This window comes from Hydrogenophaga sp. GW456-12-10-14-TSB4, from assembly GCF_059424305.1.
The window spans coordinates 1-21427 of record NZ_JBWKZH010000011.1 but is presented as its reverse complement, the minus strand read 5'-3'; the positions used below and the strand labels follow the sequence as shown (position 1 = coordinate 21427).

At 69.5% G+C, this 21427-nt stretch carries 22 protein-coding genes; 9 read left to right on the top strand and 13 right to left on the bottom strand.

Going from position 1 to position 21427, the window contains the following annotated elements; genetic code table 11:
• Positions 1–79 precede the first annotated feature (79 nt).
• The 3 genes from AC07ZS_RS08020 to AC07ZS_RS08010 all read left to right on the top strand — a co-directional run bounded on the left by AC07ZS_RS08020 (position 80) and on the right by AC07ZS_RS08010 (position 2982).
• Entirely contained in the window at positions 80–646 is a 567-nt protein-coding gene (locus AC07ZS_RS08020; protein ID WP_494798065.1) for a cupin domain-containing protein, read from the top strand.
• The gene (locus AC07ZS_RS08015) at positions 643–1980 is read left to right on the top strand and encodes an LLM class flavin-dependent oxidoreductase (protein WP_494798064.1); all 1338 of its coding nucleotides are present in this window, start codon (positions 643–645) and stop codon (positions 1978–1980) included. Before AC07ZS_RS08020 ends, AC07ZS_RS08015 begins: the two co-directional genes overlap by 4 nt.
• 81 nt (positions 1981–2061) lie before the next feature.
• Positions 2062–2982: an MBL fold metallo-hydrolase gene (locus tag AC07ZS_RS08010; protein WP_494798063.1), complete on the top strand. Its 921-nt coding sequence runs from the start codon at positions 2062–2064 to the stop codon at positions 2980–2982.
• A 3-nt stretch (positions 2983–2985) separates the two neighbouring features.
• On the opposite strand, the gene AC07ZS_RS08005 is transcribed toward AC07ZS_RS08010, so the two are convergent.
• Entirely contained in the window at positions 2986–3948 is a 963-nt protein-coding gene (locus tag AC07ZS_RS08005; RefSeq protein WP_494798062.1) for a tripartite tricarboxylate transporter substrate-binding protein, read from the bottom strand.
• A 169-nt stretch (positions 3949–4117) separates the two neighbouring features.
• Between AC07ZS_RS08005 and tam the strand changes: the two genes are divergently transcribed.
• Positions 4118–4882: a trans-aconitate 2-methyltransferase gene (gene tam / locus AC07ZS_RS08000; protein WP_494798061.1), complete on the top strand. Its 765-nt coding sequence runs from the start codon at positions 4118–4120 to the stop codon at positions 4880–4882.
• Positions 4883–4885: 3 nt separating this feature from the next.
• Here the strand turns inward: tam and AC07ZS_RS07995 are convergent, their stop codons facing one another.
• Genes AC07ZS_RS07995 through AC07ZS_RS07980 form a run of 4 tightly spaced genes read right to left on the bottom strand, consistent with a single transcriptional unit; the run spans position 4886 to position 8832 of the window.
• Positions 4886–6490, bottom strand: coding sequence for a family 2A encapsulin nanocompartment cargo protein cysteine desulfurase (locus tag AC07ZS_RS07995; protein WP_494798060.1), 1605 nt, complete (start codon positions 6488–6490; stop codon positions 4886–4888).
• A complete protein-coding gene (locus tag AC07ZS_RS07990) occupies positions 6465–7394 on the bottom strand; it encodes a family 2A encapsulin nanocompartment shell protein (RefSeq protein ID WP_494798059.1) in 930 nt (309 codons plus the stop codon). Before AC07ZS_RS07990 ends, AC07ZS_RS07995 begins: the two co-directional genes overlap by 26 nt.
• Before the next feature lie 50 nt (positions 7395–7444).
• On the bottom strand, positions 7445–8365 hold the full coding sequence (gene epsC / locus AC07ZS_RS07985) for a serine O-acetyltransferase EpsC (RefSeq protein ID WP_494798058.1): 921 nt from the start codon (positions 8363–8365) through the stop codon (positions 7445–7447).
• Entirely contained in the window at positions 8365–8832 is a 468-nt protein-coding gene (locus AC07ZS_RS07980) for a rhodanese-like domain-containing protein (RefSeq protein ID WP_494798057.1), read from the bottom strand. The genes epsC and AC07ZS_RS07980 overlap by 1 nt, the downstream gene beginning before the upstream one ends.
• Before the next feature lie 332 nt (positions 8833–9164).
• Here AC07ZS_RS07980 and AC07ZS_RS07975 point away from each other — a divergent pair, with 332 nt between their 5' ends.
• The gene (locus AC07ZS_RS07975; RefSeq protein WP_494798056.1) at positions 9165–10517 is read left to right on the top strand and encodes an LLM class flavin-dependent oxidoreductase; all 1353 of its coding nucleotides are present in this window, start codon (positions 9165–9167) and stop codon (positions 10515–10517) included.
• Position 10518: 1 nt separating this feature from the next.
• On the opposite strand, the gene AC07ZS_RS07970 is transcribed toward AC07ZS_RS07975, so the two are convergent.
• Together AC07ZS_RS07970 and AC07ZS_RS07965 are read right to left on the bottom strand one after the other, a co-directional pair.
• Entirely contained in the window at positions 10519–11523 is a 1005-nt protein-coding gene (locus AC07ZS_RS07970; protein ID WP_494798055.1) for a cytochrome-c peroxidase, read from the bottom strand.
• The gene (locus AC07ZS_RS07965; RefSeq protein ID WP_494798054.1) at positions 11520–12365 is read right to left on the bottom strand and encodes a transporter substrate-binding domain-containing protein; all 846 of its coding nucleotides are present in this window, start codon (positions 12363–12365) and stop codon (positions 11520–11522) included. Before AC07ZS_RS07965 ends, AC07ZS_RS07970 begins: the two co-directional genes overlap by 4 nt.
• Before the next feature lie 175 nt (positions 12366–12540).
• On the opposite strand from AC07ZS_RS07965, the gene AC07ZS_RS07960 reads away from it, so the two are divergent.
• From AC07ZS_RS07960 to AC07ZS_RS07945, 4 genes are read left to right on the top strand one after another with little or no spacing between them, the layout of a single operon-like run.
• Entirely contained in the window at positions 12541–13632 is a 1092-nt protein-coding gene (locus AC07ZS_RS07960) for an ABC transporter substrate-binding protein (RefSeq protein WP_494798053.1), read from the top strand.
• Between the two features lie 7 nt (positions 13633–13639).
• The gene (locus AC07ZS_RS07955) at positions 13640–14479 is read left to right on the top strand and encodes an ABC transporter permease (protein WP_494798052.1); all 840 of its coding nucleotides are present in this window, start codon (positions 13640–13642) and stop codon (positions 14477–14479) included.
• Positions 14480–14484: 5 nt separating this feature from the next.
• Positions 14485–15267 carry an ABC transporter ATP-binding protein gene (locus AC07ZS_RS07950; protein WP_494798051.1) on the top strand — a complete coding sequence of 261 codons (783 nt, stop codon included), beginning with the start codon at positions 14485–14487 and terminating at the stop codon, positions 15265–15267.
• On the top strand, positions 15268–15699 hold the full coding sequence (locus AC07ZS_RS07945) for a tetratricopeptide repeat protein (RefSeq protein ID WP_494798050.1): 432 nt from the start codon (positions 15268–15270) through the stop codon (positions 15697–15699). It abuts the gene before it with no gap.
• On the opposite strand, the gene AC07ZS_RS07940 is transcribed toward AC07ZS_RS07945, so the two are convergent.
• From AC07ZS_RS07940 to AC07ZS_RS07915, 6 genes are all read right to left on the bottom strand, one after another.
• Entirely contained in the window at positions 15618–17141 is a 1524-nt protein-coding gene (locus tag AC07ZS_RS07940; RefSeq protein ID WP_494798049.1) for an FAD/NAD(P)-binding protein, read from the bottom strand. The genes AC07ZS_RS07945 and AC07ZS_RS07940 overlap by 82 nt on opposite strands.
• Complete coding sequence (locus AC07ZS_RS07935) at positions 17138–18013, bottom strand: ABC transporter permease (RefSeq protein WP_494798048.1); 876 nt, start codon at positions 18011–18013, stop codon at positions 17138–17140. Before AC07ZS_RS07935 ends, AC07ZS_RS07940 begins: the two co-directional genes overlap by 4 nt.
• Positions 18010–18906 (bottom strand): ABC transporter ATP-binding protein, encoded by an 897-nt coding sequence (locus tag AC07ZS_RS07930; protein ID WP_494798047.1) that lies wholly within the window; start codon positions 18904–18906, stop codon positions 18010–18012. Before AC07ZS_RS07930 ends, AC07ZS_RS07935 begins: the two co-directional genes overlap by 4 nt.
• Position 18907: 1 nt before the next feature.
• Complete coding sequence (locus AC07ZS_RS07925) at positions 18908–19915, bottom strand: ABC transporter substrate-binding protein (protein WP_494798046.1); 1008 nt, start codon at positions 19913–19915, stop codon at positions 18908–18910.
• A 22-nt stretch (positions 19916–19937) separates the two neighbouring features.
• Positions 19938–20819, bottom strand: a complete 882-nt coding sequence (locus AC07ZS_RS07920) for a TauD/TfdA dioxygenase family protein (protein WP_494798045.1) — start codon at positions 20817–20819, stop codon at positions 19938–19940.
• A 106-nt stretch (positions 20820–20925) separates the two neighbouring features.
• Positions 20926–21219: a DUF1330 domain-containing protein gene (locus AC07ZS_RS07915; RefSeq protein ID WP_494798044.1), complete on the bottom strand. Its 294-nt coding sequence runs from the start codon at positions 21217–21219 to the stop codon at positions 20926–20928.
• Positions 21220–21427: the final 208 nt, after the last annotated feature.

Sequence of the window (21427 nt, the reverse complement as noted above, 5' to 3'; positions counted from 1 at the left end):
ACTGCATAGACGCTGAGCGCATGAGCTAAGTCTGAATGCGTCGTTGTGCTGGCTGCGGGGCATGCGGACACTGGCTCGCATGGCTGCTGTTGCGACGTTCGATACCGACGGTCTCTGGTTGTCCACCTCGGTGTGCGAGGGCGCGGTCTGCCCGCTGGCGGCCTCGGTGGGCGTGCGCTGGGGGCGCTGGGTCGACGGACCGGACCCGGGCGATGCCGTGGCGGACCACGCGAAGGCGCTGGTCGAGTTGCGGCGCCAACTGGGCGCACACGTGTCGGAGCGCGTGCGCTTTGCCCGCCGGGGTTACGACGGCGCGCACCCACGGCCCCAGGAGCTCGCCAGCGAAGACGCCGTGGCCTGTGTCTTCCTGAAAGGCACGGCGCTGTTGAGCGTGCGCACCTCGGGTGGTTTCACGGGACTGTTGTGCGAGGCTGGGGACTGGGTCTGGCTGTCGCCCGGCGTGCCCCATGTGTTCGATGCCGGCGAGTCTCCCGACGTGGTCTTCCTGCGGCTGAGCGCGGGCCGGCGCGGCTGGTTTCCCTTGCACACGGGGCGGTCGCTGCCGCCGGGTCTGCCGCCGATGGAGGCGTTCGTCGAACACCTGCTGCACGAGCTGGGCGAGGACATCGAAGGCAGCGAGGCATGAGCCGGCGCCAGCTGCGGCTGGGCGCGTTCATGCGCCCCGTCAGCATCCACACCGGTGCCTGGCGATACCCTGGCGCCTGGGCCGATGCCAATTTCAACTTCGAGCGCCTGAAGTACCTGGTGAAGCGCCTGGAGGCCGCGCGCTTCGATGCCTTCTTCATGGCCGACCACCTGGCCGTGCTCAACATGCCGCTCGAAGCCCTGCAGCGCAGCCACACGGTGACTTCGTTCGAGCCCTTCACGCTGCTCTCGGCCCTGGCCCAGCACACGCGGCACATCGGGCTGGTGGCCACGGCCTCCACCACGTTCGAGGAACCGTTTCACATCGCCCGGCGCTTCGCGTCGCTGGACCACCTGAGCCACGGCCGCGCGGGCTGGAACATCGTTACCACCAGCAACCCGGACGCGGCGCGCAACTTCGGCCTGGACGACCACATGGAGCACGACCAGCGCTACGTGCGCGCCCGTGAGTTCCACGACGTGGTCACCGGCTTGTGGGACAGCTGGGCCGACGATGCGTTTGTTCGCGACGCGGACAGCGGCCGCTTCTTCGACCCCGAGCGGCTGCACGTGCTCAACCACAAGGGCCCGTATTTCTCCGTGCGCGGCCCGCTGCACATCGCGCGGCCGGTGCAGGGCTGGCCGGTGATCGTGCAGGCTGGTGCTTCGGAAGCCGGGCGCCAGCTCGCGGCCGAGACCGCCGAGGTGGTGTTCTCCGCCCCAGGCACGCTGGAGAACGCGCGGCGCTTCTACGCAGACGTGAAGGGTCGCATGGCCAAGATCGGCCGCGACCGCGATCACCTCAAGGTGCTGCCCGGCGCCTTCGTGGTGGTGGCCGAATCCGTGGCCGAGGCGAAAGCGATCCGCGCGCGGCTCGATGGCCTGGTGCACACCGACAGCGCGATCGCCTCGCTGTCCATCGCCCTGGGCCACGATGTCTCGGGTTTCGATCTGGACGCGCCACTGCCCGAGGTGCCGCCCACCAACGCCAGCCAGAGCACGCGCGAGCGCACCATCGAGCTGGCCCGGCGCGAAAACCTCACCGTGCGCCAGCTGGCGCAGCGCCTGGGCGGCTACGCCGGCCTGGCCTTCGTGGGCACGGCGCAGACCATTGCCGACGAGATGCAGGAATGGCTGGAGACCGAAGGCAGCGACGGTTTCAACGTGATGTTCCCCTGGCTGCCCGGCGGGCTGGACGCCTTCGTGGACCAGGTGGTGCCCGAGCTGCAGCGGCGCGGGCTGCTGCGTCGCGAGTACGAAGGCAGCACGCTGCGCGAGAACCTTGGTTTGCCCCGGCCCGAGAACCGCTTCTTCCCATCGCCGTCCAACGCATAAGCATCCGCGAAAACCTTCTTTGCGCGGGCAGAGCCGGCCCTCGCATGATGGTCGGTTTCACCCAAGATGCCGAGGATTTTCGTGAGCGTTGACAGAGACTATTTCGCGGATGGACGAATCGAGCTGACCCACTACGGGTCGGCGGCCTGGAAGATCACCGACGGCAGGCACACCGTCTTGCTGGACCCGTACTTCACCCGCCTGCGCTACAGCGGCAACCGCTTCGGCATGCTGCCGGCGAACGCCGCGCCCGGCGATGAGCGCCCGGCCTACAGCTTCGACGAGATCGTGCCGAGCGACACCGAGACGATCGACCGGCACAACCAGGAAGCCACGCACATCCTGCTGTCCCATGCGCACTTCAACCACTGCATGGACATGCCGCACATCGCGAAGAGGACCGGTGCGCACGTGGTCGGCTCCTACAGCGCCACCAACATCGCCCGCGCCTACGGCGTGGCCGAGTCCCAGCTGGTGCCGGTGCGCGGCGGAGAGGACTACGACTTCGGCGAGCTCTCGATCCGTGTGATCCCCAGCCTGCATTCGGCGCTGTGCGACAAGTGCTATTTCGACGCCGGCATCGTGCCCGAAGGCTTGCAGGGGCCTTTGCCCCTGAAGGCGTTTTCCGAAGGCGGCACTTTCGGTTATCTGGTGCGCTTCCGGCACCACGAGATCCTGATGTTCGGCTCCATGAACTACATCGAACGCGAGGTGCAGGGCCTCACGCCGTCCATCGTGCTGGTGCCATCGGCCCGGCCGCGCCTGCAGATCTTCCGCTACACCGAGCGGCTGCTGCGCGCCACCGGCCTGCCCAAGGTGGTGGTGGCCACGCACTGGGATGTGCAGACCTTTCCCTATGGCGCGGACCAGAGCAGCGCGTTGGCGCACGCCGAGATCTTCCAGGAGGAGGTGCGCCGGGTGGCACCTGCGGCGGCGCAGGTGCTGCCCCGGCATTTCGAGACCTTCTCGGTGCTGCCGGACGGCCAGGTGATCAACCGTTGACGGTCAGTCGCTGAGGCGCACGTTCTTCCAGAGCTGCACTTCCTGCACCACGACGGCCTGCGCGTCGTCGGCGGTGCCGGGCAGGGCGTCCAGGCCCAGGTCCACCAGCTTCTTCTGGATTTCGGCCGAGGCCAGGGCCTGCTGCAGCGCGGCGTTGAGCTTGTTCACCACCGGGGTGGGCGTGGCTGCCGGCACGACCACGGCGTACCAGGGCAGCACGCGGAAGCCGGGCACGCCCGCTTCTTCGACGGTGGGCAGGTTCTCCCAGCCGCGCAGGCGCTTGGTGCCGGTGGTGGCCAGCGGCACCAGGGCGCCCGTGTCCACGTGCTGGCGCGCGATCAGCGGGCTCACGAAGGCCACCGGCACCCGGCCCGCCAGCAGATCGGGAATGAACTCGCCCGTGCCCTTGTAAGGCACATGCACCATGTCGATGTTCGCCGTGTTCTTGAGCAGCTCGCCCGCCAGGTAGGGCGAAGTGCCCTTGCCGCCCGAAGGGAAGGACAGCTTGCCCGGGTTCGCCCTGGCGTGGGCCACGAGTTGCGCGATGGTCTTGATGTTCAGCGAAGGGTGGGCCACGGCCACCACCGGGCCTTGCGCCACCATGCCCACAGCGCGGAAGTCGCTGATCTTGTAGGGCGCGTTGTCGAAGATCACGGTGTTGATCGACAGCGCGGAGCCGGGCAGGGCGATGGTGTAGCCGTCCGCTGCGGCGCGGGCGGCGAAGCCGGTGCCGATGTTGCCGGCCGCGCCCGCCTTGTTTTCGATCACCACTGGCACCGCGAGGGCCTTGGCCAGTTCCGGCCCGAGGGCGCGGGCGATGCTGTCGTTCGGCCCGCCGGGCGGGTAGGGCACGACCAGCGTGATGGGCTTGGTGGGATAGGCCGGCGTCTGCGCGAGCGCGGGCGTGGCGGCGGCGACGAGAGAAACCAGCGAGAGGGCGGTGACTTGGAGCACCTTCGAGTTCATGCAGACATCCTTGGGTTGAGAGGCCGTCGAACGACGGCGAACCCGGCAGGGTAGGCACGCTGCCGATCGCTCGCCAATAAGCTTTCCGAAGATCGATAGTCGGTTCTCGCAGGGGGCCTTTCTTCCTGCGCACAATGGAGGCCGATCCACCTCATGGAGAGCTCACGCGATGACATGGTCCGCCCGCACCTACTCGGTCTTTGAACAAGAGCGCACCCGCCCGGTGCGCGATCTGGTGGCGGCCCTGCCGGCGCGCGACGTGCAGGTGGCGATCGACCTGGGCTGCGGCCCCGGCAACTCCACCGAGGTGTTGGCCGACCGTTTTCCGCAAGCCCGGGTGACGGGCCTGGACAGCTCCGAAGATATGCTGGCCGCCGCGCGCGAACGCCTGCCCGGCACGCGCTTCGAGCTCGGCGACATCGGTACCTGGAACCCGGTCGAGTCCTTCGATGTGATCCTGGCCAACGCCTCGTTGCAATGGCTGCCCGACCACGCCGCGCTGTACCCGCGCCTGGTGAGCCGGCTGGCCGCCGGCGGCAGCCTGGCGGTGCAGACGCCCGACAACCTCGAAGAGCCGGCGCACCGCCTCGCGCGCGAGGTCGCGGCCCAGGGGCCCTGGGCCGGCAAGATCGCGGGCGTGCAGCACCCCGCGCGGCACGGCGCCGCCTTCTACTACGCGCTGCTCAAGCCGCATTGCACGGCGGTCGATGTCTGGCGCACGACCTACCACCACCCGCTGGCGGGTGGCCCCGAGGCGGTGGTGGAGTGGTTCAAGGGCTCGGCCCTGCGGCCCTACCTGGCGCCGCTGGACGACGGTGAGAAAGCGGCGTTCCTGGCCCGCTACCTCGCCGCCATCACCCAGGCCTACCCCGCGCTGGCGGACGGCACGGTGCTGCTGCCGTTCCCCCGGCTGTTCATCGTGGCCAGCCGCTGAGGCCTAGGCCTGGCGCCGGCGGCCCGAGCTGAGCCGCCGCACCACCGCGATGAAGCGGTCGACTTCTTCGCAGGTGTTGTAGAACGCCAGCGAGGGCCGCACCGTGGCCTCCACGCCGAAGCGCCGCAGGATCGGTTGTGCGCAGTGGTGGCCCGAGCGCACCGCGATCCCTTCCTCGTTCAGCGCCTGGCCCACTTCCTCCGTGGTGTAGCCCTGCAGCACGAAGGACAGCACGCTGGCCTTCTCCTGCGCGGTGCCGATCAGGCGCACGCCGGGAATGGGTTGCAGGTGGTGCGTGGCGTAGGCCAGCAGGTCGTGCTCGTAGTGCGCGATGTTCTCCAGCCCGATGCGCTGCACATAGTCAATCGCCGCGCCCAGGCCCACCGCGTCGGCGATGTTGCCGGTGCCGGCCTCGAACTTGTTGGGCGGCGGCTGGAACACCGTGCGCTCGAAGGTCACGTCCGCGATCATGTTGCCGCCGCCTTGCCATGGGGGCATGTCGTCCAGCAGTTCGCGCTTGCCGTAGACCACGCCGATGCCGGTCGGGCCGAACACCTTGTGGCCGGAGAACACGAAGAAGTCGGCGTCGATCGCCTGCACGTTCACGCGCAGGTGGCTCACCGATTGCGCGCCGTCCACCAGCGCCTTGGCACCCGCGCGGTGCGCCAGCGCCACGATCTCCTGCACCGGCACCACCGTGCCCAATGCGTTGGAGACCTGGGTGACGGCCACGAGCTTCGTGCGGCTGTTGAGCAGCTTCTGGTATTCGTCCAGCCGCACCTGGCCGCGGTCGTCCACCGGGATCACGCGGATCACCGCACCCTTCTCGGCGGCAAGCTGCTGCAAGGGCACGATGTTGGCGTGGTGCTCCAGGTGCGAGACGATGATCTCGTCGCCCTGGCCCACGTGCTTGGCACCCCAGGTTTTCGCCACCAGGTTGATGGCCTCGGTGGCCCCGCGCACAAAGATGATTTCTTCCACCGACGACGCACCCAGGAAGGCGCGCACCTTCTCGCGCGCGCTCTCGTAGGCGTCGGTCGCGCGGGCCGCCAGCGCGTGCGCTGCGCGGTGGATGTTGGAGTTCTCGTGCTCGTAGAAGTACGACACGCGGTCGATCACCGACTGCGGCTTCTGCGTGGTGGCCGCGTTGTCGAACCACACCAGTTGCCGGCCGTTCACGCGCTCCTGCAGGATGGGGAAGTCGCGCCGCACCGCGTTCACATCGAACGGCGGGTGGCGCGCCGCATCGGCCTGCGGCGCCTGCGTGGCAAAGCCTTGCGGTGTTTGCAGGTCCTTGGTGAAGTAGAACGCGCCTGCCGTGTCGGTGGGCGCGCTGCCCGGCGCCGCGGCGTGGCGCGGTGGCGTGGCGAGCAGTTCGCGCAGGTCGTCCGCGCCCGGCAGGCCGTGGGGCTCGGTCGCGTGCGGCACCAGCGAGGGCGTGGACGGCCCCAGCGAGAGAGCGCGCTGCGCGGAGCTTGGCGCCAGGTTCGCGCCGGGTGCAGGTGAGCCGGGCAGGGCGGCGAAGAACGCGCCCGCCAGCTGGTTCAGCGCCGCCAGGTCGGGCAAGCCGGCCGGCAGCCGCTCACTTGTAGGTGTCTGGATAGTCATGGAACTTGCCCACTTCAACGTCTTCCAGCACCGCCAGCGCGTCCTCGGTCTGCACCGCGAGCGAGCAGTACAGCGAGATCAGGTACGAGGCGATGGCGCTGCGGTTGATGCCCATGAAGCGCACCGACAGGCCCGGGCTCTGCTCGCCGGCCAGGCCGGGTTGGTAGAGGCCCACCACGCCCTGGCGCTTGTCGCCCACGCGCAGCAGCAGGATCTTGGTCTTGCCGTCGGCCACCGGCACCTTGTCGCTGGGAATCAGCGGGATGCCGCGCCAGGTGAGGAACTGCGAGCCGAACAGGCTCACGGTCGGCGGCGGCACGCCGCGGCGCGTGCACTCGCGGCCGAAGGCGGCGATCGCCAGCGGGTGCGTGAGGAAGAAGGCCGGCTCCTTCCACACCTTGGTGAGCAGCTCGTCCAGGTCGTCCGGCGTGGGGGCGCCGGTGAGCGGGTACACGATCTGGTCCGGGTGCACGCTGGCCAGCAGGCCGTAGTCGGCGTTGTTGATCAGCTCGCTTTCCTGCTTCTCCTTGATGGTCTCGATGGTCAGGCGCAGCTGCTCCTTGATCTGGTCGTGCGGGCTGCTGTAGAGGTCGGACACGCGGGTGTGCACGTCCAGCACGGTCGAGACCGCGTTCAGGAAGTACTCGCGCGGCTGGTCTTCGTAGTCCACGTAGGTCGAGGGCAGCTCGCTCTCGTCGCGCTTGGCGCACAAGACTTCCACGTCCTGCGGGTTCTTCACCTTGTTGAGTCGGTAGATGCCGGCCTCCACCGGCTGCCATTGCAGCAGGTGCGTGAGCCAGCGCGGGCTGATGGTGGAGAGGACGGGTGCCGTCTTGGTGGCATTGGCCAACTGGCGCGCGGCGTTGTCGCCCAGCGCCAGCTGGGATGGGGTTGGGTCAGACATGAAGACTCCGAGTGGTCGAGTGGGTGGAAGGGAAAAGGGGGTGAGGCGGCTCAGGGACTGGCGGTGACCTCCCGCGATCGGGCCTGGCTCAGGTTGGCGCCGGCGGCCACGTCGTGCGTTACCCACAGGTTGCCGCCGATGGTGGCGCCGCGGCCGATGGTCACGCGCCCGAGCACGGTGGCGCCGGCGTAGATCACCACGTCGTCTTCCACCACGGGGTGGCGCGCCAGGCCCTTGCTCAGGTGCCCGTTCTCATCGGTGGGGAAACGCTTGGCGCCCAGCGTGACCGCCTGGTACACGCGCACGCGCTGGCCGATCACGGCGGTCTCGCCGATCACGACGCCGGTGCCGTGGTCGATGAAGAAGCCCGCACCGATCGAGGCGCCGGGGTGGATGTCGATGCCGGTGGCGCCATGCGCGAGCTCGGCCACGATGCGCGCGAGCAGCGGCACGCCCAACTGGTAGAAGCGGTGCGCCACGCGGTGGTGGATCATGGCCTGGATGCCGGGGTAGCACAGCAGCACCTCGTCCACGCTGCGCGCGGCGGGGTCGCCCTCGTAGGCTGCCACCACGTCGCTGTCGAGCAGCTCGCGCAGGCGGGGCAGCGAGTGCGCGAAGTCGCGCACCAGTTCGCGTGCCTGCTGTTCGGTGGCCGCTTCGTCGGTGCCGCCCGTGTGGCGGTGCTGGTAGCGCAGCTCCAGCCGTACCTGGCCCAGCAGCGCGTGCAGCGTGGCGTCCAGCGTGTGGCCGATGTAGAAGTCCTCGCTCTCCTGGCGCAGGTCGGGCGGGCCCAGGCGCATCGGGAACAGCGCGCCGCGCAGCCCGTCGAGGATGGCGCTGAGCGCGTCGCGCGACGGCAGTTCGCGCCCGCCGGGTTCGCGCGAACGCTTCTGCGCGGTGCGCCAGCGCTGGCGCACGTCGGCGAGGTCGCGCACGACCTGCTGCAGGTCGAACAGGTGCGCGTCGGTCATCAGTCTTGCACCCATGGGAGCTGGTGGAAGCGCCAGCCATCCTGGCCGCCGCGGTGCTGTTGCGCGTCGATCTCGCCCTCGAAACCTTCGAGCACGTTGAAGACTTGTGTGAAGCCGGCCTTGGCGGCGGCCTCGGCCGCCAGGGCCGAGCGCTTGCCGCTGCGGCACAGCAGGAGCACGCGCGCCTCCTTGCCGACCTTGGCCTCGAGCTCGCGCACGAAGCGCGGGTTGCGCGTGAGGCTGGTGCCCGTGGCCCAGGGCACGTGCAGGCTCTCGGGCACGTGGCCCACGAACTTGCGCTCTTCCGCGCTGCGCACGTCCACCAGCCGGGCTTCGCCGGCCGCGACCAGCGACCAGGCGAGTTCGGGCGGGATGCCGCCCGCGTAGGGCAAGCCACTGGTGCGGGCAGCCTGTTCGACCGCCTCCAGGGCATCGAGCAAGGTGGAAGATTCGGAGGCAACCGTCATGTTGAAGACCCTTTCGTGTGTGAAGCTGAAGGCACTCTAAAAGCGCCGCTTCAACACACAAACCATTGTTTTTTTGTTTCTTAATTGCCCAAACATCTGAGCCAGGGTCCTGATCCAAAAAAAACCGGCCGATGCAATCCTCCCCCCAGGAGACAACCGGGCATCCCCGCATCGGCCGGACCAGTCGTTTCCAACACCGGTGCATGAATGCTAGGCAGCATGGTGCAGCGCCGCAACGAATCAGAACGGCTATGGATATGCGGTTTGTTTCCTTCCTCGGGGACGCTCGCGCGCCTAGATTGGCGGGCTCGATCCACTGGGAGCACACCCGCATGAGCAACCGACAACTGCGCCTTGGCGCCTTCATCATGGCCACCGGCCACCACGTCGCCGCCTGGCGCCACCCGGGCTCGCAGATCGACTCGGGCACCAACATCGACCACTACATCGAGGTCGTGCAGACCGCCGAGCGCGGCCTGTTCGACCAGGTCTTCGTGGCCGACAGCCCGGGCATCTGGGGCACGGGCGACGACGAGTCCTTCAGCCGCCAGGGCCGCATCTCGCACTTCGAGCCGGTCACGCTGTGGGCCGCGCTGTCGGCGGTGACGAAGCACATCGGCTTCGTCGCCACCGCCTCCACCACCTACGAAGACCCGTACCTGCTGGCGCGCAAGTTCGCCTCGCTGGATCACCTCAGCAAGGGCCGCGCGGCCTGGAACGTGGTGACCACCAGCAACGACAGCGTGCACGGCAACTTCGGGCTGGACGCGCATCCCTCGCCCGGCGAGCGCTACGCCAAGGCCACCGAGTTCGTGGACGTGGTCAAGGGCCTGTGGGACAGCTTCGAGGACGACGCCTTCGTGCGCGACCGCGAGTCCGGCGTGTACTTCGACCCGGCCAAGCTGCACGAGCTCAACCACATCGGCAAGTACCTCAAGGTCAAGGGGCCGCTCAACCTGGAGCGCTCGCCGCAGGGCCACCCGGTGATCGTGCAGGCCGGCTCGTCCGAAGACGGCAAGGAGCTCGCCGCGGCCACCGCCGAGGCCATCTTCACCGCCTGGACCAGCCTGGCCGAGGCCCAGGCCTTCTACCGGGACGTGAAGGGCCGCATGGCGAAGTACGGCCGCCGGCCCGAGCAACTGCTGGTGCTGCCCGGCATCTCGCCCGTGATCGGCCGCACCGAGGCCGAGGCTCAGGCCAAGTGGGCCGAGCTGCAGGCGCTGATCCACCCTTCGGTGGGCCTGAGCACCCTGGTGCCGTACTGGCCCGGCGAAGACCTGCGCCGCTGGGACCTGGACGCGCCGCCGCCGTACTACCCCGAGCCGCCCAAGGGCATCAACAGCCGTGCGCACGTGGTGATCGAGCTCGCGCGCCGCGAGCGCTTCACCGTGCGCCAGCTCTACGAGTACCTGGCCGGCGCGCGCGGGCACTGGGTGGTGATCGGCACGCCCGAGACCATTGCCGACCGCATGCAGGAATGGTTCGAGAACGGCGCGGCCGATGGCTTCAACGTCATGCCGCCGGTGCTGCCCGCTTCGCTCAACGAGTTCGTGGACCTGGTGGTGCCCGAGCTGCAGCGGCGCGGCCTGTTCCGCACCGCCTACGAAGGCCGCACGCTGCGCGAGAACCTGGGCCTGGAGCGGCCCGTCAGCCGCCACGCGGGCGCGGCGCGGCTCGCGGCCTGAGTCACAAGGCCTGCAGAAAGGCCTGCAGCGCGGCGATGTCCGCCGCGCTCAGCGGCAGCGCCTGCAGGTGGGGCGAGACCCGCTGCGCGCAGGCGTACAGCGGGTCGTTCGCCACGCCCGCGCGGCCGTTGCGCGGGTCGCCGCCGCCGCGCGCGTAGAGGTTCAGCACCCCCGCCAGCGAATCGAACAGGCCGTGGTGCATGTAGGGCGCTGTACGCGCCACCCCGCGCAGGCCCGCTGTGCGAAAGCGGCCCACGTCCTCGCACCGCCGTGTCACCTCGAAACGGCCCAGGTCCTGCGAAGGTTCGCCGAAGAAGGCGATGCCGAGGTTGTGGAATCGCCCGTCGCTCAGGGTGGGGCCGAAGTGGCAGTTGGCGCAGCGCGCGGTGGTGCGGAACAGGTGCAGGCCCTGGAGTTCCAGGTCGGTCAGCGCGCGGTGTTCGCCCTGCGCGAAACGGTCGAAGCGGCTGCGGGACTGCAGCGTGTGCTGGAAGGCCGCGAGGGCCTCGCCCATGCGGGCCGGTGACAGGCCCATGCGCCGACCGACCTCGCTGAGAGAAGCGTTGCCCATCTCCTGCGGGTCGGTCAGGGGCCGCAGCGCTTGTTCCGCGAGCGAGCGGGCCGCGCCGTCCCAGGCCCAGTGCGCGCGCGTGGCCACGTCCTGCAGGCCCGGCGGGTTGCGCCGCCCCGGCGTGCCGTTCGCGCCGATGGCCGTGGGGGCGCGCACGGTCCAGCCCTGGTCGGGCCGGTGGCAGCTGGCGCAGGCCACGCGGCCGTTCGCGGACAGGCGGGTGTCGAAGAACAGGCGCTGGCCCAGCTGCACGAGCGGCGCGGGTGGCGTGGGCGGTGGCGCGAGCGCCCCCAGCTCCACGAAGGCCACGCCTTCATCGACCCAGGGCGCGGGCCATTGGCTGGCGGGCCTCTCGTAGAGGGCGCGCAGCAGTTCGCCTGCCGCCGGGCCGGTCAGGCCCAGAGCGAGCGCCAGCGCCGCGAGCCTGCGGATCAATGGCAGTCCGGCCCGGTCTGGTCGAAGTAGACCTCGAACGCCACGTTGGCCGCCCACTTCTGGCGCCGCTGCGCCCAGGACGCGGTGGAGCCGATGGCCTGCACCGCCGCGCGGATGGGCGCGGCCAGGTCTTGGCGGCCCTCGGCCAGCCAGGCTTCCAGCGCGCTGTCGCGCGTGGCGGGCAGGGTGGCGGAGAACTTGCGCCATTCCTTCTGTGCCAGCAGCGGTTCGAGCTGTGAGCCGTCGAGGATGGCGGCCGCGCACTCGCCGGTGCGCACCTGCACCAGGGCCTGGGCCGGCGCCTCGAACACCTTGAGCCGGCCCTGGATGCGCTCGGCCTGGGCATGGGCACGCGCGTTGTCCGCGGTCACGCAGACCAGGCGTCCGGCCAGGTCTTTCCAGGCGCGCACGTCGGTGTCCGACCGCATCGCCACGCTCAGGCCCGACTGGTAGCCCGTGCCCAGCGCGCGCAAGCCGTCTTCCTTCTGGCGCGCCTCGTCGGCGCGCGTCAGCACCAGGTCCACATCGCCCTGGCGCAAGGCCTGTGCCTGCGCATCGGGCGGCAGCGGCACGATGAGCGCGTCCACGCCCAGGTGCCGCGCCAGTTCCTGCGCGTAGACCGCCTCGAAGCCGGCGTTGGTGTAGTCGCGCTCGCCGGTGCTCACGGGCAGTGTGGTGGGCGCCACGCCGATGCGCAGCTGTTTCACCGGCAGGGGCGCGGAAGAAGCAGCGCGCGATTCGATCGCCATGAACACCGCCGCGCACAGCGCCGCGAGGCCCAGCGCGGTGAGCCACGCCAGTTGGCGCAGCGGGCGTCGGTGGGAGGCATCGATGGAGCTCATGGGAGAGGGATTCTGGGCGCGCCCTCGCGTTCGTGTGGCTCGAAATGCGCATAAGCATCTGCGGCATTTGTCGTGGCATATGGGTGTCCGTTTTCCTTCGTTGGCCGGCGCGCGCCGCGCCCCAAGAATCGGCGCGTCATTCACACCACCTGACAGACGAACCTTGGAGAACCTCATGACCGTCGTGACAAAAAACAGAACGTCCCGCAACCGCCTGCGCGCCCTGAGCAGCGCCGCCGCCCTGGCCCTGGGCCTGATCGGCCAGGCCGGCACCGCCGCCGCCGAAGTGCTGCCGGCCATCAACCTGCAGCTCACCCCCTGGACCGTGATCGCCCGTGAGAAGGGCATCTTCAAGGAGGAGTTCAGCAAGGTCGGCACCGAGGAAGTCAACCTCATCGCATCGGGCGGTGCGGAGCTGGTGGGTGCGGAAACGGGCGCCCTCAGCAAGGGGGCGATCTCGATCGCGCAGCGCATGATCTACCCGGCCACGGTGCACCGCGCCAACGGCCTGGACGGCGTGATCATCTGGGCTTCCGAGACCTCCAACCGCTACCGCGCGCCGGTGCTCGCCGCCGTGTCGAACAAGTCGGTGAACACGCTGGCCGATCTGGACGGCAAGAAGTTCGGCAGCAGCCGCATCAGCTGCTACTGGTCTGCCCCCACGGAAGCCCTGAACTCGGTGGGCCTGCCGCTGGACACGCGCCAGACCAAGGGCCGCGTGCGCTACGAATCGATCGACAACCCCACCGTGGCGATCTCGGCGGTGATCTCCGGCGCGCTCGATGCCACCACCACCCACCTGGCCGCGGGCAACGCCACCGGCGCCTGGCTCTCGGGCAAGCTCAAGGTGATCGGCCACGTGCCGGACGACGGTGTGTACGTGAACCACGCCGGCCGCGTGACGTATTTCGCCAAGCGCGAGTTCGTCAACAAGTACCCCGAAGCGGTCAAAGCCTTCCTGGCCTCGCGCGAGCGCGCCATGGCCTGGACGCTGGACAACGTGGACGAGGCCGCCAAGATCGTCTCGCGCGAAACCCGCGTGCCGGTGGAGGTGGCCAAGTTCCAGATCACCCACCTGGGCCAATGGGAGTTCATGGCTGGCGAGCCCAACGCCCAGCGCGCGCGCAACTCCATCAAGACCTTCATCGACTGGTACGTGAAGCAGGGCGACGACATCCTGAGCGAACGCCGCCTGACCGATGCGCAGGTCGATGCCTTCGTGGACGGCCGCTTCTTCGCGGGCGGCACGCACTCCATCTACCGCTGAGCGCGCCATGAACACGCTGACGCAAACCCTTCCCTCCACGGCGCCAGCGTCGGAAGCTTCGTCCTTCGGGACGAAGCTCCAGCAATGGCTCGCGCCCAGCCGCGCCATCGGCTTCCTGTTGCCCGCCGGGGTGCTGCTGCTGTGGCAGACCGCCGCCAGCCTGGAATGGATCGACCCGGTCTTCCTGCCCGCTCCCATCAAGGTGGTGGAGGCCTTCTTCAAGATGCTGACGGAGCAGCGGCTGCTGTGGGACTTCGCGGTGAGCCTGTCCCTCGTCTCGCAAGGCTTCCTGTACGGCGCCTTCGCCGCGCTGGTGCTCGGCGTCGGCGCGGGCCTCTCGAAGCGCTTCGAGCAGTTTCTCTCGCCCACCTTCGACACCATCCGCCACATCCCGGGCATCGCCTGGTTTCCGCTGATCGTGCTGTGGCTGGGCCTGGGCGCACCGGCCAAGATCCTGGTGATCGCCAAGACGGTGTTCTTCCCCGTCTTCCTCAACACGCTGCAGGGCATCCGCAGCGTGGACAAGAGCTACATCGAGCTGGCCGAGGTGATGACGCTCACGCGCTGGCAGCTGGTGCGCAAGATCATCCTGCCGGCGGCCACGCCGACCATCATGGTCTCGCTGCGCTACGCGGCCGGGCTGGCCTGGGCGCTGGTGGTGGTGGCCGAAGGCCTGAGCGGCCTCGAAGGCCTGGGCTTCCTGATCTTCCGCGCGCAGGGTCTGCTGCTCACCGACCAGCTGCTGGTCTGCATGGTGATCATCGGCCTCGTGGGCTTCGGCATCGACCGCACCATGTACCTCCTCCAACGCAGGGTCCTGCGCTGGAAACAAGGCTTTGAAGGATAAACACCATGGCAGAACCCGGTCGCCTTGAAGTCAAGGCCGTTTCAAAAAGCTATTCCGTGCCGGGCCGTCCGCGCCTGGACGCGCTGGTCAACGCCAGCTTCAACGTCGAACCCGGCGCCTTCGTGACGCTGGTCGGCCCCAGCGGCTGTGGCAAGTCCACGCTGCTGCGCCTCATCCTCGGGCTGGACAAGGACTACGAGGGCGACATCCTGCTGCACGGCGAGCGCATCGCCGGCACCAGCCTGTCGCGCGGCATCGTGTTCCAGGACCACCGCCTGCTGCCCTGGATGACGCTGGAGCAGAACATCGGCCTGGCGCTGACGAATTCCACGCTCACGCCCGAGCAGCAGCGCCGCACCACCCAGTCGCACATCGAGCTGGTGGGCCTCAAGGGCTTCGAGAAGGCCTACCCGCACGAGCTCTCGGGCGGCATGGCGCAGCGCGGCGCGATCGCGCGCGGCCTGGTCGGCCAGCCCGAGATCCTGCTGCTCGACGAGCCGCTGGGCGCGCTGGATGCGCTCACCCGCGTGCGCCTGCAGGAAGAGCTGCTGCGCATCTGGCGCGCCGAGGGCGTGACCATGATCCTGGTCACGCACGATGTGGACGAGGCCATCTTTCTGAGCGACACCGTGATCGTGATGAACGCCAACCCGGGCCGCATCGTCAGGCAGGTGAAGGTGGACTTGCCGCCCGGCCCGCGCGACCGCGTGAGCCCGGCGTTCGCGGCGCTCAAGCGCGAGATCCTGGAGGCCATGGGCGAGGTGGCACCCCAGGCGGTGGAGGCCTGAGTGCGGCGCGCGTTCATCGCCGCCCTGGCGGCCGCGCCGCTGGCGCTGGGCGCGGCGGGGGCGCCACCGTCGTCCGACCTGCCCGACCTCTCCGCCGTGCGCGCCGCCGTCTACGCGGGCGAGTACGAAAAAGCGATCGCGCGGCTCACGAAGCTCAGCGAGACCGTGCAGCACGCCGAGGTCTACAACCTGCTTGGCTACAGCCTGCGGCAATTGAAGCGCTACGACGAGGCAGGGCGCTGGTACCGCGAAGCGCTGCTGTACGACCCCGAACACCGGCCCGCGCTGGAGTACCAGGGCGAGCTGTTCCTGGCGCTGGGCGACGTGGCCGGCGCGCGCAAGAACCTGCGTTATCTGGAGCTGCTCTGCACCGCCAGGCCTTGCGCGGAATACGAGCTGCTCAAAAAAGCGGTCGACAAGGCGGGGCGCTGAAGCGTCTCGAACACGTCCGGCAGCATGCGGTGGATCTGCGCCGCGATGAACATGGCCCCACCCGGGTCGCCGAAGGTGCCCAGCGTGGGCGGGCCGATCAGGCGGATGCGCGAGAGCGCTTCGCCTTCGCTGTCGATCACGCGGCAGTTCGCATCCACCGCGTAGCCGATGCCGGCGGCATCCGAGCGCAGCGTGCCGTGCGACACCAGGGCCTGCAGCAGGGGGTTGCCGGCGGTGCGCGCGGCGGCGTCCAGGCCGGTGCAGTTCACCACCACGTCGAAGGCCTCGGTGCGCGGCGCGCCGCCGCCCGAGGGCTGCAGCACGGCTTCGATGCGGTGCGTGCCCGCCTGCACCGCCAGCGAGCGCAGCCGCGCCGCCACATGCACCACCCGGCCGGCGGCCAGGGCCTCGCGGTTGATGGCTTCCGTCTGCGGAGGCGAGCGGAAGCGGTGCACGTCGTACCAGGGGCGCACGCTGCGCAGGAAGCGGCGCTGCTGCGCGGCGGGCAGCGTGGGCCAGAGTTGCCACACGGCATCGCGCAGCTCGTCGAACGGCAGGTTCCAGGACTCGCCGCGCGCCACGGTGTCGCGGATGCGCGCGCGCAGGGTCTTGATCCAGGTGCGCAGCTCGGGCTTCACCTCGGTGAGGAAAGCGGGCGCGGGGCCGAGCAGGCGGTCCAGGTTCTGGCGGCCCACCGGGTGGGTGACCACGCCGTTGGCCAGCGGTTGCGGGCGAGGGCGCAGGCCCCGGCGTGAGACCACCGTGACGCCGCCGGCGTGGCCCTGGCGCTGCAGGGTGGAGACCACGTCCAGCGAGGTCAGGCCGCTGCCGATGATGAGCACGCGCGCCTCGCGCGGAATGCCCAGCAGCCGCGCCGTCACCAGCGGGTTCTCGATCACGCCCGGGTGTCGGGCCAGCGCCGGGTCCAGCGGGGCCTGCAGGCGCGGCTCGGCGTTGCCGGTGGCCAGCACCAGCAGGTCGGCCGCCAGTGTCTGGCCGTGTTCGGTGACCGTGGTGACCTCGCCGTCGGCCTCCCAGGCATGCACCGCGCGGTCCTGCAGCGTGCGGATGGTCGAGCCCGTGGCCGCCCAGCTGGCGTGGCTGCGCACCATGGCTTCGAGGTAGGCACCGAGCACCGCGCGGCGCACGAAAGCCGTGCCGTTGGCCTGCACGGCCTGCGGGTCGGCCTCGAACACGCCGTGCGCTTCGCACCAGCGCGTGAAATGTTCGCCGTCGACGGGATCGACCGCATGCACCCAGGTCGGGCCGTTGAGGCGGTGGTCGGGGTCGTGCGTGGCATAGGCCAGGCCGGGGCCGACGCGGTCGCGCGATTCGATCAGCGTGATGGCCAGCGGCACCGGGCTGTGGCGCACCAGCTGCACGGCCGCGCTCACGCCGGAGAAGCCACCGCCGACGATGGTGACGCGGCGCGGCGCGCTCATCGCGCCACCCCCCAGCGGCGGATGGTCAGTTTCTCGACCGTCTGGAACACCACGTTCTCCACCAGCAGGCCGATGAGAATCACCGTGACCAGCCCGGCGAACACCTTGTCGGTGTAGAGCTCGTTGCGGTTCTGGAAGATGTACCAGCCCAATCCTCCCTTGCCGGAGGAAACGCCGAACACCAGCTCGGCGGCGATCAGTGTGCGCCAGGCAAAGGCCCAGCCGATCTTCAGGCCCGAGAGGATGGCCGGCAGGGCCGAGGGCACCAGGATCAGCAGCACGTAGCGCACGCCGCGCAGGCCGTAGTTGCGCCCGGCCATGCGCAGGGTGTCGGGCACGGCCTGGAAGCCCGCGAAGGTGGCCAGGGCCAGCGGCCACAGCACGGAGTGCACCAGCACGAAGACCAGGCTGGCCTGCCCCAAGCCGAACCACAGCAGCGCCAGCGGCAGCAGTGCGATCGCCGGCAGCGGGTTGAACATGGACGTGAGCGTGGCCAGCAGGTCGCGCCCGATCCGGGTGGACACGGCCAGTGTGGTGAGCGCAAAGGCCGCCACGATGCCCAGCAGGTAGCCTTGCAGCAGCACCGCCAGCGAAGCGCGGGCGCGCAGCAGCAGCTCGCCGCCCGCGATGCCGTCGACGAAGGCATGCGCGGTCTGCCCGAAGGTGGGCAGCAGCAGGTCGTTGTCCTGCCAGCGCGCGAGAAACTCCCACAGCAGCGCCAGCGCGAGCAGGATCACGGCCTTGCGCAGCCAGGCCTGCTGCCACACGCGCTGGTGCCAGGGCAGCGGGCGCTCGGCCGGGGTGTCTGCCAGCGCGGGCAGGGGGTATTCGGCCTCGGGTCGGATCGGGGGCAGGGCGTGGGACAGGCTCATGGGGTGGGATTCTCGGGCCCGAACAGCAGGCCGTGGATGCGTTGGGTGGCGGCCTGGAAGGCGGGCCCGCCGCTGCTGCCCAGGCCGAATTCGTGCGCCTGGATCTCGGCGCGCAGGCGGCCCGGGTGCGGCGAGAGCACGCCGATGCGGCTGCCCACCACCAGCGCCTCTTCAATCGAGTGCGTGACGAACAGCAGCGTGAAGCGCACGGTCTCCCACAGCGCCAGCAATTCTTCCTGCATGCGCCGGCGCGTGAGGGCGTCCAGCGAGGCGAAGGGTTCGTCCATCAGCAGCACGCGCGGCTGCATGGCCAGGGCGCGCGCGATGGCCACGCGCTGTTTCATGCCGCCCGAAAGCTGGTGCGGGTAGGCGTCGGCGAAATCGGCCAGGCCCACCTGTTCGAGCACCGCGTGCGCGCGCTCCAGCGCCTCGGCGCGGGCCAGGCGCCCGGTGGCCCGCAGCGGGAACATCACATTGCCCAGCACCGTCTTCCACGGCGGCAGCTGGTCGAATTCCTGGAACACCACGATGCGGTCGGGCCCGGGGCCCTGGATGGCCTGGCCGTCGAGCCGGATCTGGCCCTCGCGCGGTGCGATGAAACCCGCCGCCGCCTTCAGCAGCGTGCTCTTGCCGCAGCCCGAGGGGCCCAGCAGCACATAGCGCTCGGCCTCGAACACCGACAGGCTCACGCGGTGTGTGGCGCGCACCACCTGCCGGTCGGTGGCGTATTCCAGCGAGACACCGTCGAAGTCCAGCAGCGGCCGGGGCAGGGCGGCCGCGGGCACTTTCTCGGGGCCGAACACGGCACCGCCCTCCTGCTCGCGCGTGGCGCGCAGCAGGTCCTGCATCGGCGTGCCGATGGCGTGGCGCTGCAGGACGTGGGCCGAATTCATGTCAGTTCGCCGCCGCACTGTGTGCGTCGTCGAAGAAATAGTCCTTCGCCGAGGCGGGTTTGCTCTTGATCGCACCGATGCCGTGCATGAAGGTCGCGAGCTTGAAGGTGTTCTGCGGTGCGAGCTTGAACTGCACCTCCGGGCTCTTGATGATGGACAGCAGCAGCTGGCGGTCGATGGCGCCCTGGCCGGTGCGCAGGTAGATGTCGGCCGCGCCCTCGGGATTGGCGGTGATGTACTGAGCGGCTTCCTGCAGCGCGGCGGTGAAGGCGCGGTAGGTCTTGGGGTTCTCGCTGCGGAATTTTTCGGTCGCGTACAGCACCGTGGCCGACGAGGGGCCGCCGAGCACGTCGTAGCTGTTGAGCACGATGCGAGCGTTCGGGTTGCCGGCCAGCGCCTGGTTCTGGAACGGCGGGTTGCCGAAGTGGCCGGTGATCTCGGTGCCGCCCTTGATGATGGCGGCCGTCGCGTCCGGGTGGGGCACGGCCACCTGCAGCTTGTCGAGCTTGTTGTACTGGTCCTGGCCCCAGCGCTGCGCCGAGGCCAGCTGCAGCACGCGCGACTGCACCGACACGCCCACGGCGGGCAGGGCGATGCGGTCCTTGTCGGTGAAGTCGGCGATGGTCTTCACCGCCGGGTTGTTGCTGACGAGGTAGTACGGGAAGTTGCCCAGCGAGGCCACGCCGCGCACGTTCTGCTTGTCCTTGGTGCGGTCCCAGATGGTCAGCAGCGGGCCGACGCCGGCGCCGGCGATGTCGATCTGGCCCGAGAGCAGCGCGTCGTTCACCGCGCTGCCGCCCGAGAGGCGCACGAACTCCACCTTCACGTCCACGCCGGCGGCCTTGCCGTGCTTCTCGATCAGCTTCTGGTCTTCCGCCACATTGAGCAGCAGGTACACCACGCCGAATTGCTGGGCGATGCGGATCTGGCCTTCGGCGTGGGCGGCGAACGACGCCGAGGCGGTCAGCGCGGCGGCCAGCAGGCCGTGGACGAAAGTGCGTTTTTTCATGAAGGTCTTTGCAGGGTGAGGGTCAGAAGGGCGCATCACCTTCGATGGTGGTGCGGTAGAGGCGGCGGCGCTGGTCGGCGGGGCAACCCGCGGCCAGGTGCAGCACCGAGCGGTTGTCCCAGAACACCATGTCGCGCGGCAGCCAGTGGTGGCGGTAGACATAGCGGTCTTGCGTGCTGTGGGCGTACAGGGCTTGCAGCAGCGCCTCGCTCTCGTCGTCGGGCAGGCCCACCACGCGGGTGGTGAAGTGCTCGCTGACGAACAGGGCCTGGCGGCCGGTTTCGGGGTGCGTGCGCACGATGGGCTGGCTCACCGTGGGCACGGCGGCGATCTGTGCGGGCGAGAGGTCGGGCCGCCAGGGGCTGCGGCGCTGCAGCTCGGCGTACACCTTGAGGTAGCTGTGCTCGGCGCGGCGGCCCTGCACGGCGCGCGCGAGCTCGGCGGGCAGCTCGTCCCAGGCCAGGTGCTGGTTGGCGAACAGGGTGTCGCCGCCCTCGGCGGGCAACTCCTGCGCGTGCAGGAACGAGCCCAGGCTGGGCTTGTCCTTGTACGACAGGTCCGAGTGCCAGAACACGCCTGCATCGCCCAGGCCGATGGGTTTGCCGTTCTCCACGATGTTGCTCACGATCAGCACCTCGGGCTGTTCGGGCAGGGCGAACTGGTGCAGCACGTGGCGTTGCAGCGGGCCCCAGCGCGCGCTGAAGGCGACTTGCTGTGCGGGGGTGATGCGCTGGTCGCGGAACACCAGCACGTGGTGCGCCAGGTGCGCGCGGTGCAGGCGGGTGAAGTCGTCGTCGGACAGGGGCGCGGACAGGTCCAGGCCCAACACCTCGGCACCGAGCGCGTCGCTCAGGGGCCGGATGTCGAAGTCCTGCCGCACGGGGGGAAGCTCAACAAGGATCATGGTGGGCCCATGCTAGGGAGCCCACCGCGCGCAGGGAACGATCCTTATCGAGCAGCGATATGCGAAAAACGGATATGCGGGGCCGCCTGGGCCAGGGTGCGGGCCTTTATGCCACCGCTTCGACGATGCGGATGTCGCGCTCCGCGCCGTTACCCAGGGCCTTCAACGCGGCCTGGTACTCGGGGCTGTCGTGTGCCCCGGTGGCCTGCGCCACGCTGTCGAATTCGATCAGCACCGCCCGCTGGTGGACCGCGGCCTCATACACCTGGGTCGGCATGCCGCGTGCCAGGAAGCGCCCGCCCGCCGCCTGGATGGCCGGGCCGGCGAGCTGGGCGTACGCCGCCAGGGCGGCGGGGTCGTTGATGGAGCGGTAGGTGGCAATCCAGTAAGCCTTCGGCATGTCAATTCCTTGTGGTTGGGGTGAGGGCTGCAACAAGAAGCTGTTAAGGTCGAAACCGTTCAGTTACAACTCCAATCACCATACCAAGAAATGTTGTCTGTCTTCACGCATCGGAATTTTTGGGCCCTCAATCTGTGTGCACTTCTCGCCGCCTGTGGTGGCGGTTCCGGAGGCTCCCCCGCCGCAGCACCCCCGCCCGCTCCCGCCG